Below are 14,504 nucleotides of genomic sequence, written 5' to 3'. Positions count from 1 at the left end.
TCGTAGACTGGCGGGGTGCACGAGTCACTGCCCGGCTTCTCGATGCCGGCCGACGAGGACGTCCGCCGCGCGGCGGACGCGCTGCGCATGCTGTCCGACCCCACCCGGATCAAGATCCTCTGGGCGCTGCTCCAGGGGGAGTCGTCGGTGGCCTGCCTGGGCGAGCTCGTCGGCGCGAGCCCCACGACCGTGAGCCAGCACCTGTCGAAGCTGCGGCTGTCCGGGCTGGTGGAGAACCGCCGCGAGGGCACGTTCGTCTACTACACGGTCGAGGACCCGACGGTGCGCGAGGTGCTCGAGCGCGTGCTCACCCCGCAGGTGGCCCGCGCATAGCGATACCGCGCCGGGGGTAGCCGGGTCGTGCACAACCGATCCGGCGAAGGAGAAACCCCCATGCCCCAGGTCAGCATCGGCACCGAGCACGGCACCCCGGTCGAGCTGCACTACACCGACCAGGGATCCGGCGACCCGGTCGTCCTGATCCACGGCTGGCCGCTGTCCGGCCGTTCCTGGGAGGCGCAGGTCCCCGCGCTGGTCGAGGCCGGGCACCGCGTCGTCACCTACGACCGCCGCGGCTTCGGGCAGTCCTCCCAGCCGTGGGACGACTACGACTACGACACGTTCGCCGACGACCTGCACGCCCTGCTCGTGCACCTCGACCTGCGCGACGCCACCCTCGTCGGCTTCTCGATGGGCGGCGGCGAGGTCGTGCGCTACATCGCGAAGCACGGCACCGACCGCGTCGCGAAGGCCGTGCTGGCCGGCGCGGTGCCGCCGTACCTCTACAAGTCCGGCGACAACCCCGACGGCGGCCTCGACGACGCCACCATCGAGCAGTTCCGGAGCGGCGTGACCGGCGACCGGCCGGCGTTCCTCGAGGGGTTCGTGACGAACTTCTTCACCGCCGCCGCGGAGCCGCTGGTCAGCGAGGCGAACCTGCGCTACCACCGCACGATCGCGGAGTTCGCCTCGCCGAAGGGCACGCTGGACTGCATCACCGCCTTCGGCCGCACCGACTTCCGCGACGACGTCGCGAAGGTCTCCGAGGCGGGCGTCCCGACCCTGGTGCTGCACGGCGACGCCGACTCGATCGTGCCGTTCGAGGTGTCCGGCAAGCGCTCGCACGAGCTCATCGAGGGCTCGCAGGTCGTGCTGGTCGAGGGCGGCCCGCACGGGTTCAACGCCACGCACCCCGAGGAGTTCAACCGCGCGCTGCTGGACTTCCTGAAGTCCTGACCGCGCCTGTGGGCCCGCCGCGCCGCGCCGGGACCTCGCTCAGAGTTCGGCGACGGCGCGGCGGGCCGCGCCGGCGGTGCCCGCGGCCAGGGCCGCCCGGGCCCGCTCGCGGCACTGCTCCAGGGTGAGCGTGGCCAGCCGGGCCCCGACCGCGCGCAGCGCCGTCGGGCCCATCGACAGGCTCGCCGCCCCCAGCCCGACCAGCACCGGAGCCAGCTCCGGGTCCGCCGCGGCCTCGCCGCACACCCCGACCGGGGTCCCGGTGCGGACCGAGGCCTCGCCGAGCATCCCGATCAGCCGCAGCAGCGCGGGCTGCCACGGGTCGTTGAGCGCCGCGACCGGCCCGGACTGGCGGTCCGCGGCGAACAGGTACTGAGCCAGGTCGTTCGTGCCGACCGAGACGAAGTCGACCTCGGCCAGCACGGCGTCCGCGGCCAGCACCGCCGCCGGGATCTCGATCATCACGCCGGCCTTCGCGATGCCGTAGGAACGGCAGCGCTCGGCGAACCAGCGGGCCTCCTCGGCGGTGGCCACCATCGGCGCCATCACCCCGAGGTCGACGCCGGTGTCCGCGGCCGCCGCGGCCAGCGCCGCGAGCTGGCGGTCCAGGACGGCCTGACCCCCGGCCAGCCGGGCGATCCGCAGGCCGCGCACGCCCAGGGCCGGGTTGGGCTCGCCGTCGTAGGACAGGAACGGCAGCGGCTTGTCCGCGCCCGCGTCGAGGGTGCGGGCGGTGACCGGACGCCCGGTGAACGCGCCGAGCACGGCGTCGTAGACCGCGCGCTGACGCGACGGTGCCGGTTCCTCGGTCGCGGACAGGAACGCCAGCTCGGTACGGAACAGGCCCACGCCCTCGGCGCCCGCGGCCGCCGCGTCGGCCGCACCGTCACCGTCGCCGATGTTGGCCAGCAGCGGGACCGGGTGGCCGTCGGCGGTCCGGCCCGTGCCGTCCCACTCGGCGGTGTCCGCGGCCGCGGCGCGCACCGCCGAGGCCTCGTCGAGCGAGGCGACCTGGTCGACCGCGCCGCTGCCTCCGTCGACGACGACCGCGGAGCCGTCGGCCAGCGCCCGCGCCCCGGAGCACCCGACGACGGCCGGTATCCCCAGCGAGCGGGCCAGGATCGCGGTGTGGCTGGTGGGCCCGCCCTGTTCGGTGACCAGCGCGAGCGCGACGCCCGGCCGCAGCCCCGCGGTGTCGGCGGGCGCCAGGTCGGCCGCGACCAGCACGGCGGGCTCGTCGAGGTCCGCGACGCCCGGCGCCGGCATCCCGAGCAGCTCGGCGACGATCCGGTCCCGCACGTCGTGCACGTCGCGGGCGCGCTCGGCCATGTAGCCGCCCATCGAGGACAGGATCTCGGCGAACTGGTTGGCCGCCTGCCAGACCGCCCGCGCCGCGGGCGCCCCGCGGTCGACGACGAGCTGCTGGGCCCTGTCCTGCAGCGCCGGGTCCCCGGCCATGGTCACCGTCGCCTCGAGGACCTCCTTCGCCTCCCCGGTCGCGACCTCCGCACGCGCGGTCAGCCGCGCGACCACCAGCTCGACGGCGGGCGCGATCCGCGCGGCCTCGATGGCCGCGTCGAGCGGCGCGGGCCCCGGCGCCGGCTCGGGCGGCGGCTCGGCGACGCGCACGACCCGGCCGCCGGCGCGCCCCGGGCTGGCGGGGATCCCGCGCAGGCTCGCGAGGTACGTCCGGTCGGTGCTCTCTACGGGCATGGGGTGGCTCCAGGGGTACCGCGGCGTGACCCGTTGACAAACACAGTAGAACCCACATACTCGGACTCAAGCAAGCGCTGAAACAGGCGGAAGCGGGGCGAACACGGTATGTACGCAGCGGAGCGCCAGCAGTGGCTGCTCGACCGCACCCGCGACCGCGGCCGGGTGGACGTCGCCGCCGTCGCCGACGAGCTCGACGTGACCCCCGAGACCATTCGCCGCGACCTCGGCGTCCTCGAGCGGCAGAGCCTGGTCCGCCGGGTGCACGGCGGCGCCATCCCGTCGGACCTGCTCAACTTCGAACCCGGCGTCGGGCAGCGCGACACCCAGGCGGGCGCGGAGAAGGAGCGGATCGCGAAGGCCGCCGTCGCCGAGATCGGCACCGCCGCGACCGTCCTGCTCGACGCAGGCACCACCACCGCCCGGCTGGCCGCTGCACTGCCCCGCGAACGCGACTTCACCGTCGTCACCAACTCGCTGCCGATCGCGTCGTCGCTGGCCGGGCGGCCGAACATCCACCTGCGACTGCTCGGCGGGCGGGTCCGCGGCACGACACTGGCCACCGTCGACGACTGGGCCACCGGCACGCTGGCCGGGCTCAGCGTCGACGTCGCGTTCCTGGGCACCAACGGCTTCTCCCCCGCCCGCGGGCTCACCACTCCCGACCCGGACGAGGGTGCCACCAAGCGGGCGATGCTGCGGGCGTCCCGGCGCGCCGTCGTCGTCGCCGACGCCGGGAAGTTCGGCGCCGACCAGTTCGTCCGGTTCGGCACGCTGTCCGAGGTGGACGTCCTGGTCACCGACACCGGCCTGGACCCGGCCGACGCGACCGCGCTGGAGGCCGCGGGCACGACCGTGGTGCGGGCCTGATGACCGGGGCCGCGCCACCGGCCGGCCCGGTGTTCCTGACCGTCACCCCGAACCCCAGCCTGGACCGCACCGCGGAGCTGCCCCGCCTGGTCCGCGGCGCGGTGCTGCGCGCCGAGGGCGTGCGCAGCGACCCGGGCGGGAAGGGTGTCAACGTCGCCCGCGCCCTCGCCGCGGCCGGGCACCACGCCGTCGCGCTGCTGCCCGCAGGCGGCGCCGCGGGCGCCCGGCTGACCGCGCTGCTCGCCCGCACCGGCACCGTCCCGGAGACCGTGCCGATCGCCGGGTCGATCCGGATGAACCTGTCGCTCGTCGAGCCGGACGGCGTCACCACGAAGATCAACGAGAGCGGGCCGGTGCTGTCCGCGGACGAGGCCGAGGCGCTGGCCGCGCGGGCCGAGGCGCTCGCGGCCGGCGCGGACCGTCTGGTGTGCTCCGGGTCGCTGCCCGGCGGCGTCGGCGACGGGTTCCACGCGGCCCTGGTCCGGCGGTGCAGGCGGCCCGGGCTACTGATCGCCGTCGACACCGCGGGCATGCCGCTGCACCGGGCCGTCGGCGCCGCACCCGACCTGGTCAAGCCCAACCTGTCCGAGCTCGCCGAGCTCGCCGGCCGGCCGCTGCGCAGCATCGGCGACGTGCTCGTCGCCGCCCGCGAGCTGCGGGCCCGCGGGACCGGTGCGGTGCTGATCACACTGGGCGCGGGCGGTGCGGTGCTGGTCGACCGGTCCGGCGAGTACCACGCGCGCACGCGGCCCGTTACGGTTCGCAGCACGGTGGGAGCCGGCGACTCCGCCCTGGCCGGGTTCCTGGCCGCGGGCGGGGAGGGCCCGGACGCCCTCCGGCAGGCGGTCGCCTACGGCGCCGCCGCCTGCCGCCTGCCCGGCTCCGCCATGCCGGGTCCGGCCGACATCCGAACGGACGACGTCGACCTGGCACCGACGCCGGACGTCACCCTGGCCCTGACAGGAGATGCCGCATGACCGCTCTGATCACCGCCGATCTGGTCGACCTCGACGTGCCCTCCACCGACCGCGAGACGGCCGTGGCCGCACTGGCGAAGCGGCTCGTGGACGCGGGCCGGATCACCGACCTCGACCGGTTCCTGGCCGACATCGAGGCGCGCGAGGCGCAGATGCCGACCGGGCTGGAGGGCGGCATCGGGATCCCGCACTGCCGTTCCGAGGCCGTCACCGAGCCCAGCCTCGCGTTCGGGCGCAGCAGCACCGGCGTCTACTTCGGCGCCGAGGACGGCCCGGCCAACCTGATCTTCATGATCGCCGCTCCGGTGGAGGGCGACTCCGACCACATGACGGTGCTGGCCTCGCTGGCCCGCCGCCTGGTCCGCCGCTCGTTCACCGACGAGCTGCGCAACGCCACCGACCCCGCCGCCGTCGCCGAGTTCATCCAGGGGGAGGTCGCGGGGTGAAGCTCGTGGCCGTGACCGCGTGCCCCACGGGCATCGCGCACACCTACATGGCCGCCGAGGCCCTGGAGGTGGCCGCCGCGGAGGCGGGTCACGAGATCGCGGTCGAGACCCAGGGCTCGGCCGGGTCGACGCCGCTCACCGACGACCAGCTCGCCGAGGCCGACGCGGTCATCCTCGCCGCCGACGTCGAGGTCCGGAACCGGGCGCGCTTCGCGCACCTGCCGGTCGTCGAGGTGGGGGTCCGCAAGGCCGTCGGCGGTGCGCCCGCGCTGGTGGAGCAGGCCGTGGAGGCCGCCGGCGCGTCCGCGGGCGGGGAGCAGGACCCGGCGGACCGCACGCGGAGCGCCCCGTCCGTCATCGGGCCCGGCCCCGCGACGAAGCTGCGCGGCTGGCTGATGACCGGCGTCTCCTACGTCATCCCGTTCGTCGCCGCAGGCGGGCTGCTCAAGGCCCTCGGCTACGCGATCGGCGGACGCGACGTCGCGGCCGCCCCCGCGATCGTCGCCCCCGGGCTCGCCGAGGTCCGGTTCGACCCTGGCGCGCTCGCCTCCTGGGGCGCGCTGGCGTTCCAGATCGGCTCGGTCTCGTTCACCCTGCTCGTGCCGGTGCTGGCCGGGTTCGTCGCCTACGCGATCGCCGACCGCCCCGCGCTCGCCCCGGGCGTCGTCGGCGGGGCGATCGCGGTGCAGACCCAGGCCGGGTTCCTCGGCGGCCTGGTCGCCGGGCTGCTGGCCGGTGCCGTCGTCCGGTTGCTGACGCTGCCGCGCCCACCGCCGTCGCTGGCCCGGGTGATGCCGGTGCTCCTGCTGCCGCTGATCGGCACCGCCGTCACCGGCGTGGTCATGTTCGTGCTGGTCGGGCCGCCGCTGGCGACGGCGACCGCGTTGCTCACCTCGGGGCTGTCCGGGCTGTCGGACACCAACGCCGTCCTGCTCGGGGCGCTGCTCGGCCTGATGATGGCCTTCGACGTCGGCGGGCCGGTCAACAAGGCCGCCTACGCCTTCGCCGTCGCCGGGCTGTCCACCACCACCTCCGCGCTCGCCCCGATGGTCATGGCCGCGGTGATGGCCGCCGGGATGACGCCGCCGCTGGCGCTGGCGCTGTGCACCGTCGTGCGGCGGCGGCTGTTCAGCGAGGCCGAGCGCGAGCACGGCCGCGCCGCCTGGCTGATGGGCGCCTCGTTCATCACCGAGGGCGCGATCCCGTTCGCCGCCGCCGACCCGCTGCGGGTGATCCCGTCGCTGATGGCCGGCTCCGCCGTCGCCGGGGCGCTGTCGATGGGCGCCGGCGCCACCCTGCCCGCCCCGCACGGCGGGATCTTCGTCATCTGGCTGGTGGGACACCCGGTGCGGTTCCTGCTCGCCGTCGTCGCCGGGACGCTCGTGTCGGCGGCGCTGGTCGTCGCACTCAAGTCCTCCGCCCGCACCGCCGCACCCGAGGTCACGTCCGAGAGGAGACCGACATGGCCGAGCGCCGTGTGAAGGTCGGATCGTCGGTCGGGCTGCACGCCCGGCCCGCCAACCTGTTCTGCACCGCGGCCAGGAAGCAGCCCGCACCGGTCACCATCGCCGCGCCCGGCGACGACCGCGGGCCGGTCGACGCGGCGTCGATCCTGTCGGTGCTCGGCCTGGGGGTGCGCTGCGGCGAGGAGGTCGTCCTGACCTCCTCCGACGACGCCGACGGCGAGACGGCCCTGGACGCGCTCGCCGAGCTGCTCGGGACCGATCTCGACTCCGCCCCGGCCTGACCCGCGCAGAGATCGACTCCGGGGTGTTGCCCCGGGGTTACGACTGCAGGTCAGGAATGGCATCCGGGCCGTGGCCGGGAGACGATGCCGGGGCCCCGTTCCGCAACGACGCGAGCGGTTCCGCACGCCCGCACCACGGATCGGAGCGCCCATGACCGACATCGCGACAGGTACCGACGCGTCCACGCCCGCCAGCCGGGACTCCTCCGGCTCCGAGCTCGCCCCCGACTCCCTCACCGCGCACTCCGGGGTGGTCAGCGAGGCCGAGCAGAAGGCGCTGCGGGCCGACATCCGGCGCCTGTCGACGATGCTCGGCCGGACCCTGGCCGACGAGGCCGGGCCCGAGGTCCTGGAGCTCGTCGAGCAGGTGCGCCAGGCCGCGCGGGACTCCGCGCGCGGCGAGGCGGGCCCGGACGCCGTCGCGGCCCTGCTCGACGGCGTCGACACCGGCACCGCGGTGCTGCTGGCCCGCGCGTTCTCCCAGTACTTCCAGCTCGCGAACGTCGCCGAGCAGCTGCACCGCTCCCGGGAGCTACGGGCGCTGCGCCCGTCGGACGCGCGGCCGCTGCGCACCGTGCTGCGCCGCCTCGCCGAGGAGGCCGACCCGGACGAGGTCGCCGACGTGCTGTCCCGGGCCGAGCTGCGCCCGGTGTTCACCGCGCACCCGACCGAGTCGACGCGCCAGTCGGTGCTGGGCATCCTGCGCCGCGTCGTCGACGCCCTGGACCGCGACGCCCCCGACGAGGAGGTCGCCGCGCTGGTCGACCTGCTCTGGCAGACCGACGACATCCGCCCCGGCAAGCCGATGGTGATCGACGAGGCCCGCAACATCGCCTGGTTCGCCGCCCGGCTCGGCGAGCGCACCGTCCCCGACCTGCTCGGCGAGTTCGCCCGCGAGGCCGCCGACGCCGGGCTGGACGTCCCCGCCGACGCCCGCCCGCTGGTGCTCGGCTCCTGGGTCGGCGGCGACCGGGACGGCAACCCGAACGTCACCCCCGCCGTCACCCGCGAGGTCCTGGAGCTCAACGCCGACCGGGCCATCCGGATCCAGGAGAAGCTCGTCGATCAGCTGGTGTTCGAGCTGTCGGTGTCCACCCGGGTGATGGGGGTGTCGGAGGAGCTGCGCGGCTCGCTGGCCCGCGACCGGCGCCTGCTGCCCGCGGTGCACGACCGGTTCATCCGGCTCAACGCGCACGAGCCCTACCGGCTCAAACTGTCCTACGTCGCGGCCCGGCTGGCCAACACCCGCGCCCGGATCGCCGCGGGCACCCCGCACGAGCCCGGCGTCGACTACCTGGGCGCGCAGGGCTACCTCGACGACCTGCTGGTCGTCGACCGGTCGCTGCGCGGGCACCACGGCGCCCGGATCGCAGGCGGCACCCTGGCCCGCACGCTGCGCTCGGCCCGCGCACTGGGCCTGCACCTGGTCGAGCTGGACATCCGGGAGCACTCGCAGAAGCACCACGACTGCCTGGGCGCGATCTACGACGCGCTGGGCGAGCTGGACCGGCCCTACGCCGAGCTGTCCCGCGAGGAGCGCCGCGAGCTGCTGTCCGCGGAGCTGCGCAGCCGCCGCCCGCTGGTCCGGCGGCACTACGGCCTGCCCGACGCCGCCCAGCCGGTGCTCGACATCTTCGACACCCTGCACGCCGTCCAGCACGAGTTCGGGCCGGAGGTCGCGCAGACCTACATCGTGTCGATGGCCCAGGACGTCGACGACATCCTCGCCGTCGCCGTGCTGGCCCGCGAGTCCTACATGGTCGAGATCGGCGAGGAGAACCCGCGCTCGTCGGTGGACCTGGTGCCGCTGTTCGAGACCGTCGAGGAGCTGTCCAAGGCCGGTGAGCTGCTCGACGGGCTGCTGTCCGACCCGGGCTACCGGCAGCAGGTCCGCAACCGCGGTGACCTGCAGGAGATCATGCTGGGCTACTCCGACTCCAACAAGGGAGCGGGGATCACCGCGTCGCAGTGGCAGATCCACCGCGCCCAGCGGCTGCTGCGCGACGTGGCCGCCGAGCACGGGGTGCGGCTGCGGCTGTTCCACGGCCGGGGCGGCTCGGTCGGGCGCGGCGGCGGCCCCGCCGGTGAGGCGATCGCGTCGGCCCCGTTCGGGTCGGTGGACGCGACGATGAAGCTCACCGAGCAGGGCGAGGTCATCTCCGACAAGTACTCGCTGCCCAGCCTGGCCTACGACAACCTCGAGATCCTGCTGGCGTCGATGCTGGACGCGACGCTGCTGCACCAGGCCTCGCGCTGGCCTGCCGACGTGCTGGAACGCTGGGACGAGGCGATGAACGTCGTCGCCGACGCGGCCACCGCCACCTACCGCGAGCTGGTCGACGACCCGGACCTGCCGATCTTCTTCACCGCGGCCACCCCGGTCGAGGAGCTGGGCAGGCTCAACGTCGGCTCGCGGCCGTCCAAGCGGCCCGGGCAGGGCACCCCGACGCTGGACGACCTGCGGGCGATCCCGTGGGTGTTCGGCTGGACGCAGACCCGGATGGTCGTCCCCGGCTGGTACGGCCTGGGCTCGGGTCTGAAGGCGGCCCGCGAGGCCGGCTACGGCGACGTGCTGGCCGAGATGCGGCAGTGGGCGTTCTTCCGGAACCTGATCGGCAACGTCGAGATGACGCTGGCGAAGACCGATCTGCGGATAGCGTCCAACTACGTCGCGACGCTCGTCGAGCCCGAGCAGCAGCACCTGTTCGAGAAGATCCGCGCCGAGCACGAGCTGACCCGCTCGGAGCTGCTCGCGGTGACCGGGGAGTCCCAGCTGCTGGCCCGGCATCCGGTGCTGCGCAACACGTTGGCGGTGCGCAACGGCTACCTGGAGCCGCTGCACCACCTGCAGGTGGAGCTGCTGGCGCAGCGCCGCGCGGCCGGGGAGGACGCCTCGCCGGACCTGGAGCGCGCCCTGCTGCTGACGATCAACGGCATCGCGGCGGGCATGAAGAACACCGGCTGAGCGGTACGCGGGTGCCCGGCCGGGCGGCCGGGCACCCGACGGGAACGGTACGTTTCGGACATGGACGAGGACACGGACACGCACCGGCCCTCGCGGTCCACCAGGTCACGGCGGGTCGTGGCGTGGGTGCTGATCGTCGCGCTGGCCGGGCTGCCGCTGAGCTACCTGGCCGGGACCGCAGGCCCGCGGCTGACCACGGTGGTGGTCGTCGTGGTGCTGCTGATCGGCGCGACGCTGCTGTGGCTGCACCGCCGGACGCGATAGCCGCGGGCACACTCCTCGCGTGCAGTGTCGCCGGGCACACTCCACGCGTGCAGTACCGCCACGCCACCGCCACCGGGCACGCCGCGCTCGACGCGGCCCTGGTCTCCGCGCCCGGCCGCCCGACGCTGCCGGTCCGGCTGACCGTCGAGCTGTTCGGCCGGGCCCGCGAGCGGCTGGGAACCCGGCCGGTGACGGTCTGGGACCCGTGCTGCGGCGCGGGCGCGACGCTGGCGGTGCTCGGGCTGCGGTGCCCGGGCGTCACCGCGCTGGCCGGGACCGACGCCGACCCGGGCCCGCTGGACCTGGCCCGGCGCAACCTCGGGCTGCTCGGCCCGGGCGGGCTCGACGCCCGCGCCGACGAGCTCGACGCCCGCGCGCGGGAGCACGCCAAGCCGTCCTACGCCGAGGCCGCGGCCGCGGTGCGGGCACTGCGCCCGGCGAGCCGCCCGGCCTGGTCGGTGAGCCCTGCCGACGCGCTCGACCCCGCCGCGACAGCGGCCGCGCTCGGTGAGCACACCCCGGACGTCGTGCTGGCCGACCTGCCGCACGGGCGGCAGACCGGCTGGGCCGCGGACGGATCCGGCAGCGACCCCGGCACCGGGCCCGAGGCCGCGTTCCTCACCGGCGTCGCCGCGGTGCTCGCCCCGGACGCGGTGGTCGTCGCCGTCGGGCCGGGCCGTTCGGTCCCCCTGCCCGACGGCGTCCGGCCGCTGGAACGGGTCCGCGCCGGGCACCGCGCCGCGGTCCTGGTGCGCGCGGGCGACCTGCCCCGGATCATGGCGGCGTGACCTCCATCGACCTCAACGCCGACCTGGGCGAGTCCTACGGCCAGTGGACCCTCGGTGACGACGGCGCCATGCTCGGCCTGGTCAGCTCGGCCAACGTGGCGTGCGGCTTCCACGCCGGGGACCCGTCCACGCTGCGGACGACGACCGCCGCGGCGGCGACGGCCGGGGTCGTCGTCGGGGCGCAGGTGTCGTACCCGGACCTGCGCGGGTTCGGGCGCCGGTTCCTCGACGTCGAGCCGTCCGCGCTCACCGACGACGTGCTCTACCAGATCGGGGCGCTGGAGGCGCTGTGCCGCGTCGCCGGGGTCCGGGTGCGGTACGTGAAGCCGCACGGTGCGCTCTACAACGCCACCCGCACGCACACCGCGCAGGCCCGCGCCGTCGCCGAGGCCGTCCGCGCCTACGACCCGGAGCTGCCGGTGCTGGGACTGCCCGGCTCGGAGCTGCTGGCCGCGGCCGAGGCTGCGGGGCTGCGGGCGGTGCCGGAGTTCTTCGTCGACCGCGGCTACACCGCCGAGGGCGCGCTGGTGCCGCGCCGCGAGCCCGGTGCCCTGCTCGACGACGCCGGGGAGGCCGCGCAGCGGCTGGTCCGGATGCTGGAGACCGGCACCGTGCGCGCCGTCGACGGCACCGAGGTGGCGGTGCGCGCCGAGTCCGCCTGCCTGCACGGGGACTCGCCGGGCGCCGTCGCGATGGGCCGCAGGGTGCACGAGGAGCTGACCCGCGCCGGGGTCCGGATCGCGCCGTTCGCCTGACCCCGTGTCCACCCCACCGTCGGGCCGATCTGATAGATGATCGGGGCATGAGCACCGATCCCCACGCCTGGCTCGAGGACGTCACCGGCACCGAGGCCCTGGAGTGGGTGGAGCAGCGCAACGCCCGCACCATGGCCCGCCTCACCGGGCCCGCGCTGTTCGGCGAGCTGGAGTCCGGGATCCGCGAGGTGCTCGACTCCGACGCCCGCATCCCGTGGGTCACCGAGCGCGGCGGCTGGTACTACAACTACTGGACCGACGAGCGGAACCCGCGCGGGCTGTGGCGGCGCACCACCCCGGAGTCCTACCGCACCGAGAACCCCGAGTGGGAGATCCTGCTCGACCTCGACGCGCTCAACGAGGCCGAGGGCGAGAACTGGGTCTGGCACGGCGCCCGCTTCCTGCGCCCCGACCTGGACCGTGCGCTGGTCGACCTGTCCCGCGGCGGAGCCGACGCCGACGTCACCCGCGAGTTCGACGTCCCCAGCCGCAGCTTCGTCGAGGGCGGCTTCTTCCGGCCCGAGGCCAAGGGCGGCATGAGCTGGATCGACCGGGACACCGTGTTCGTCGCGACCGACCTCGGCGAGGGCTCGATGACGACGTCGGGCTACCCGCGGATCGCGCGCCGCTGGCGGCGCGGCACCCCGCTGGAGTCCGCGGAGGTCGTCTACGAGGGCCGTGACGAGGACCTGTCGATCTCGGCGTTCCACGACCCGACGCCCGGCTACGAGCGCGACTTCGTCCGCCGCGCGATCGGCTTCTACTCCGACGAGCTGTACCTGCTCGACGGCACCGGGCTGCACCGGGTGCCGGTCCCCGAGTCCGCGATCACCGACGTCGAGCGGGACTGGCTGCTGCTGGAGCTGCGCGAGGACTGGGACGGGTTCACCGCCGGGTCGCTGCTCGTGGCCCGGTTCGACGACGTGATGGCCGGCTCCCCGGACTGGGAGGTGCTGTTCGCGCCGGACGAGTCCGCGTCGCTGCAGGGCTGGACGTGGACACAGCACCACCTCGTGCTCAACGTGCTGCGCGACGTCGTCGGCGAGCTGACCGTGCTCACCCCCGGTGAGCAGGGCTGGGACCGGTCGCCGTTCACCGGGGCGCCGGAGTTCGGCAGCATCGGGGTCGGCGCCGTCGACACCGACACCTGCGACGACGTGTGGCTCACCGTCACCGACTACCTGACGCCGTCGACCCTGGCGATCGCCACGATCGGCTCCCAGCCGGAGGTGCTCAAGCGCTCGCCCGGCTTCTTCGACTCCTCCGCCGACGTCATCGAGCAGCACTTCGCCACCAGCGACGACGGCACCCGCGTCCCGTACTTCCTGGTCCGGCCGAAGGACCTGCCCTTCGACGGCACCGCCCCGACCCTGCTCTACGGCTACGGCGGCTTCGAGATCGCGCTGACCCCCGGCTACTCCGGGTCGATCGGGCGTTCCTGGCTGGCCCGCGGCGGGGTCCACGTGGTGGCCAACATCCGCGGCGGCGGTGAGTACGGGCCGCGCTGGCACCGGGCCGCGCTGCGGGAGAACCGGCCGCGCGCCTACGAGGACATGGCCGCCGTCGCCCGCGACCTGATCGACCGGGGGATCACCTCGCCGCCGCACCTGGGGGTGCAGGGCGGCAGCAACGGCGGCCTGCTCACCGGGAACATGCTGGTCCGCTACCCGAAGCTGTTCGGCGCCGTCGTGATCCAGGTGCCGCTGCTGGACATGAAGCGCTACTCCCACCTGCTCGCCGGGGCGTCCTGGACGGCCGAGTACGGCGACCCCGACACCGACGACTGGGAGTTCATCCGGACGTTCTCGCCGTACCACCTGATCGACCCGGAGGCCGGCTACCCGCCGGTCATCCTGCTGACCTCCACCCGCGACGACCGGGTGCACCCCGGGCACGCCCGCAAGATGGCCGCAGCGCTGGAGCAGGCCGGGCACGACGTCACCTACTACGAGAACATCGAGGGCGGGCACGGCGGCGCCGCGGACAACGCGCAGGCCGCGCGGATGGCGGCGCTGGCGTACTCGTTCCTGTGGGAGAAGCTGGCGTGACCGGTGCCGACGTGAGCAGTGCGGCGACCCCCGGCGAGCCGGTGGTGATCCGGGTGCGCGGCAGGCACGAGCAGGAGCTGCCCGCCGAGCGCGGCACCGCGCAGGTACTCGTCGCCGCGCAGGGCCCGGAGCCGGACCCGGTGCGCGCCGAGGTGCAGACCGCCTGCGCCGCACTGGTCGACGGGGTCCGGGCGCTGCACGACCCGGACGACGGCCCGGTGCGCCACTACGTAGTCGAGCAGGTCCGCAGCCGGGTCGAGCAGCCCCGGCACGAGGGACGCCCGCAGCCGCCGGTGTTCCACGCGTCGGTGTCGGTGTCGGTCGAGTTCGACGACGTCACCCGGCTCGGTACCTGGATCTCCGGGCTGGGCCCGCACGCCCAGGTCCAGGGCATCGGCTGGGACCTGTCGCGTGAGCACCGCCGCGAGGCCGAGCGGGCCGCCCGGCAGGACGCACTGCGCGAGGCCGTGCAACGCGCCCAGGACTACGCCGACGCGCTCGGCCTGGGCCCGGTGGCACCCCGCTCGGTCGCCGACACCGGCCTGCTCGGGCGCCCCGGCACCCGGGCCGTCGCGGCGCGGGCGATGGCCGCGCCGGCCGAACCCGAGGGTCTCGGCCCGCTGCTCACCCCGGACGACATCACGGTCCACGCCGAGGTGGAGGCCGAGTTCGTGGTGCCCGGGCCCTGACCGGGC

The 14,504-nt window shown here is 75.1% G+C and carries 14 protein-coding genes; 13 read left to right on the top strand and 1 reads right to left on the bottom strand.

Annotated elements, in window-relative coordinates; all coding sequences use genetic code 11:
* Nucleotides 1-15 precede the first annotated feature (15 nt).
* Both ACLE50_RS01160 and ACLE50_RS01155 read left to right on the top strand, forming a co-directional pair.
* Nucleotides 16-333, top strand: coding sequence for an ArsR/SmtB family transcription factor (locus ACLE50_RS01160; RefSeq protein WP_410941446.1), 318 nt, complete (start codon nucleotides 16-18; stop codon nucleotides 331-333).
* Between the two features lie 60 nt (nucleotides 334-393).
* Nucleotides 394-1,236, top strand: coding sequence for an alpha/beta fold hydrolase (locus ACLE50_RS01155; RefSeq protein ID WP_410941445.1), 843 nt, complete (start codon nucleotides 394-396; stop codon nucleotides 1,234-1,236).
* A 39-nt stretch (nucleotides 1,237-1,275) separates the two neighbouring features.
* Here ACLE50_RS01155 and ptsP read toward each other — a convergent pair whose 3' ends face one another.
* Entirely contained in the window at nucleotides 1,276-2,949 is a 1,674-nt protein-coding gene (gene ptsP, locus ACLE50_RS01150; RefSeq protein WP_410941444.1) for a phosphoenolpyruvate--protein phosphotransferase, read from the bottom strand.
* Between the two features lie 108 nt (nucleotides 2,950-3,057).
* On the opposite strand from ptsP, the gene ACLE50_RS01145 reads away from it, so the two are divergent.
* The 11 genes from ACLE50_RS01145 to ACLE50_RS01095 all read left to right on the top strand — a co-directional run bounded on the left by ACLE50_RS01145 (nucleotide 3,058) and on the right by ACLE50_RS01095 (nucleotide 14,498).
* Nucleotides 3,058-3,819 carry a DeoR/GlpR family DNA-binding transcription regulator gene (locus ACLE50_RS01145; protein ID WP_410941443.1) on the top strand — a complete coding sequence of 254 codons (762 nt, stop codon included), beginning with the start codon at nucleotides 3,058-3,060 and terminating at the stop codon, nucleotides 3,817-3,819.
* A 29-nt stretch (nucleotides 3,820-3,848) separates the two neighbouring features.
* Nucleotides 3,849-4,796 carry a 1-phosphofructokinase gene (gene pfkB / locus ACLE50_RS01140; protein ID WP_410942228.1) on the top strand — a complete coding sequence of 316 codons (948 nt, stop codon included), beginning with the start codon at nucleotides 3,849-3,851 and terminating at the stop codon, nucleotides 4,794-4,796.
* Nucleotides 4,793-5,242: a PTS sugar transporter subunit IIA gene (locus tag ACLE50_RS01135; protein ID WP_410941442.1), complete on the top strand. Its 450-nt coding sequence runs from the start codon at nucleotides 4,793-4,795 to the stop codon at nucleotides 5,240-5,242. Before pfkB ends, ACLE50_RS01135 begins: the two co-directional genes overlap by 4 nt.
* Nucleotides 5,239-6,723: a PTS fructose transporter subunit IIC gene (locus ACLE50_RS01130; protein ID WP_410941441.1), complete on the top strand. Its 1,485-nt coding sequence runs from the start codon at nucleotides 5,239-5,241 to the stop codon at nucleotides 6,721-6,723. Before ACLE50_RS01135 ends, ACLE50_RS01130 begins: the two co-directional genes overlap by 4 nt.
* Nucleotides 6,705-6,989, top strand: coding sequence for an HPr family phosphocarrier protein (locus tag ACLE50_RS01125; RefSeq protein WP_410941440.1), 285 nt, complete (start codon nucleotides 6,705-6,707; stop codon nucleotides 6,987-6,989). The genes ACLE50_RS01130 and ACLE50_RS01125 overlap by 19 nt, the downstream gene beginning before the upstream one ends.
* A gap of 151 nt (nucleotides 6,990-7,140) precedes the next feature.
* Nucleotides 7,141-9,954, top strand: a complete 2,814-nt coding sequence (ppc, locus tag ACLE50_RS01120) for a phosphoenolpyruvate carboxylase (protein WP_410941439.1) — start codon at nucleotides 7,141-7,143, stop codon at nucleotides 9,952-9,954.
* A gap of 60 nt (nucleotides 9,955-10,014) precedes the next feature.
* Nucleotides 10,015-10,218: a hypothetical protein gene (locus tag ACLE50_RS01115; RefSeq protein ID WP_410941438.1), complete on the top strand. Its 204-nt coding sequence runs from the start codon at nucleotides 10,015-10,017 to the stop codon at nucleotides 10,216-10,218.
* 47 nt (nucleotides 10,219-10,265) lie between these two features.
* Nucleotides 10,266-11,006, top strand: coding sequence for an rRNA methyltransferase (locus tag ACLE50_RS01110; RefSeq protein ID WP_410941437.1), 741 nt, complete (start codon nucleotides 10,266-10,268; stop codon nucleotides 11,004-11,006).
* A complete protein-coding gene (locus tag ACLE50_RS01105) occupies nucleotides 11,003-11,761 on the top strand; it encodes a LamB/YcsF family protein (RefSeq protein ID WP_410941436.1) in 759 nt (252 codons plus the stop codon). The genes ACLE50_RS01110 and ACLE50_RS01105 overlap by 4 nt, the downstream gene beginning before the upstream one ends.
* Before the next feature lie 47 nt (nucleotides 11,762-11,808).
* Nucleotides 11,809-13,809, top strand: coding sequence for a prolyl oligopeptidase family serine peptidase (locus ACLE50_RS01100; RefSeq protein WP_410941435.1), 2,001 nt, complete (start codon nucleotides 11,809-11,811; stop codon nucleotides 13,807-13,809).
* Nucleotides 13,806-14,498 carry an SIMPL domain-containing protein gene (locus ACLE50_RS01095; protein WP_410941434.1) on the top strand — a complete coding sequence of 231 codons (693 nt, stop codon included), beginning with the start codon at nucleotides 13,806-13,808 and terminating at the stop codon, nucleotides 14,496-14,498. The genes ACLE50_RS01100 and ACLE50_RS01095 overlap by 4 nt, the downstream gene beginning before the upstream one ends.
* Nucleotides 14,499-14,504: the final 6 nt, after the last annotated feature.

Origin of the sequence: Pseudonocardia phyllosphaerae, from assembly GCF_046546475.1 — a bacterium.
Lineage (GTDB): Bacteria > Actinomycetota > Actinomycetes > Mycobacteriales > Pseudonocardiaceae > Pseudonocardia > Pseudonocardia phyllosphaerae.
Note: the sequence above shows the minus strand (reverse complement) of the source record. Positions and strands in the feature narration are given on the sequence as shown.

Coding starts and splice junctions, on each gene's coding strand:
- ACLE50_RS01155 (WP_410941445.1), top strand. CDS start 394: ATGCCCCAGGTCAGCATCGGCACCGAGCACGGCACCCCGGTCGAGCTG.
- ptsP (WP_410941444.1), bottom strand. CDS start 2,949: ATGCCCGTAGAGAGCACCGACCGGACGTACCTCGCGAGCCTGCGCGGG.
- ACLE50_RS01145 (WP_410941443.1), top strand. CDS start 3,058: ATGTACGCAGCGGAGCGCCAGCAGTGGCTGCTCGACCGCACCCGCGAC.
- ACLE50_RS01135 (WP_410941442.1), top strand. CDS start 4,793: ATGACCGCTCTGATCACCGCCGATCTGGTCGACCTCGACGTGCCCTCC.
- ACLE50_RS01125 (WP_410941440.1), top strand. CDS start 6,705: ATGGCCGAGCGCCGTGTGAAGGTCGGATCGTCGGTCGGGCTGCACGCC.
- ppc (WP_410941439.1), top strand. CDS start 7,141: ATGACCGACATCGCGACAGGTACCGACGCGTCCACGCCCGCCAGCCGG.
- ACLE50_RS01115 (WP_410941438.1), top strand. CDS start 10,015: ATGGACGAGGACACGGACACGCACCGGCCCTCGCGGTCCACCAGGTCA.
- ACLE50_RS01100 (WP_410941435.1), top strand. CDS start 11,809: ATGAGCACCGATCCCCACGCCTGGCTCGAGGACGTCACCGGCACCGAG.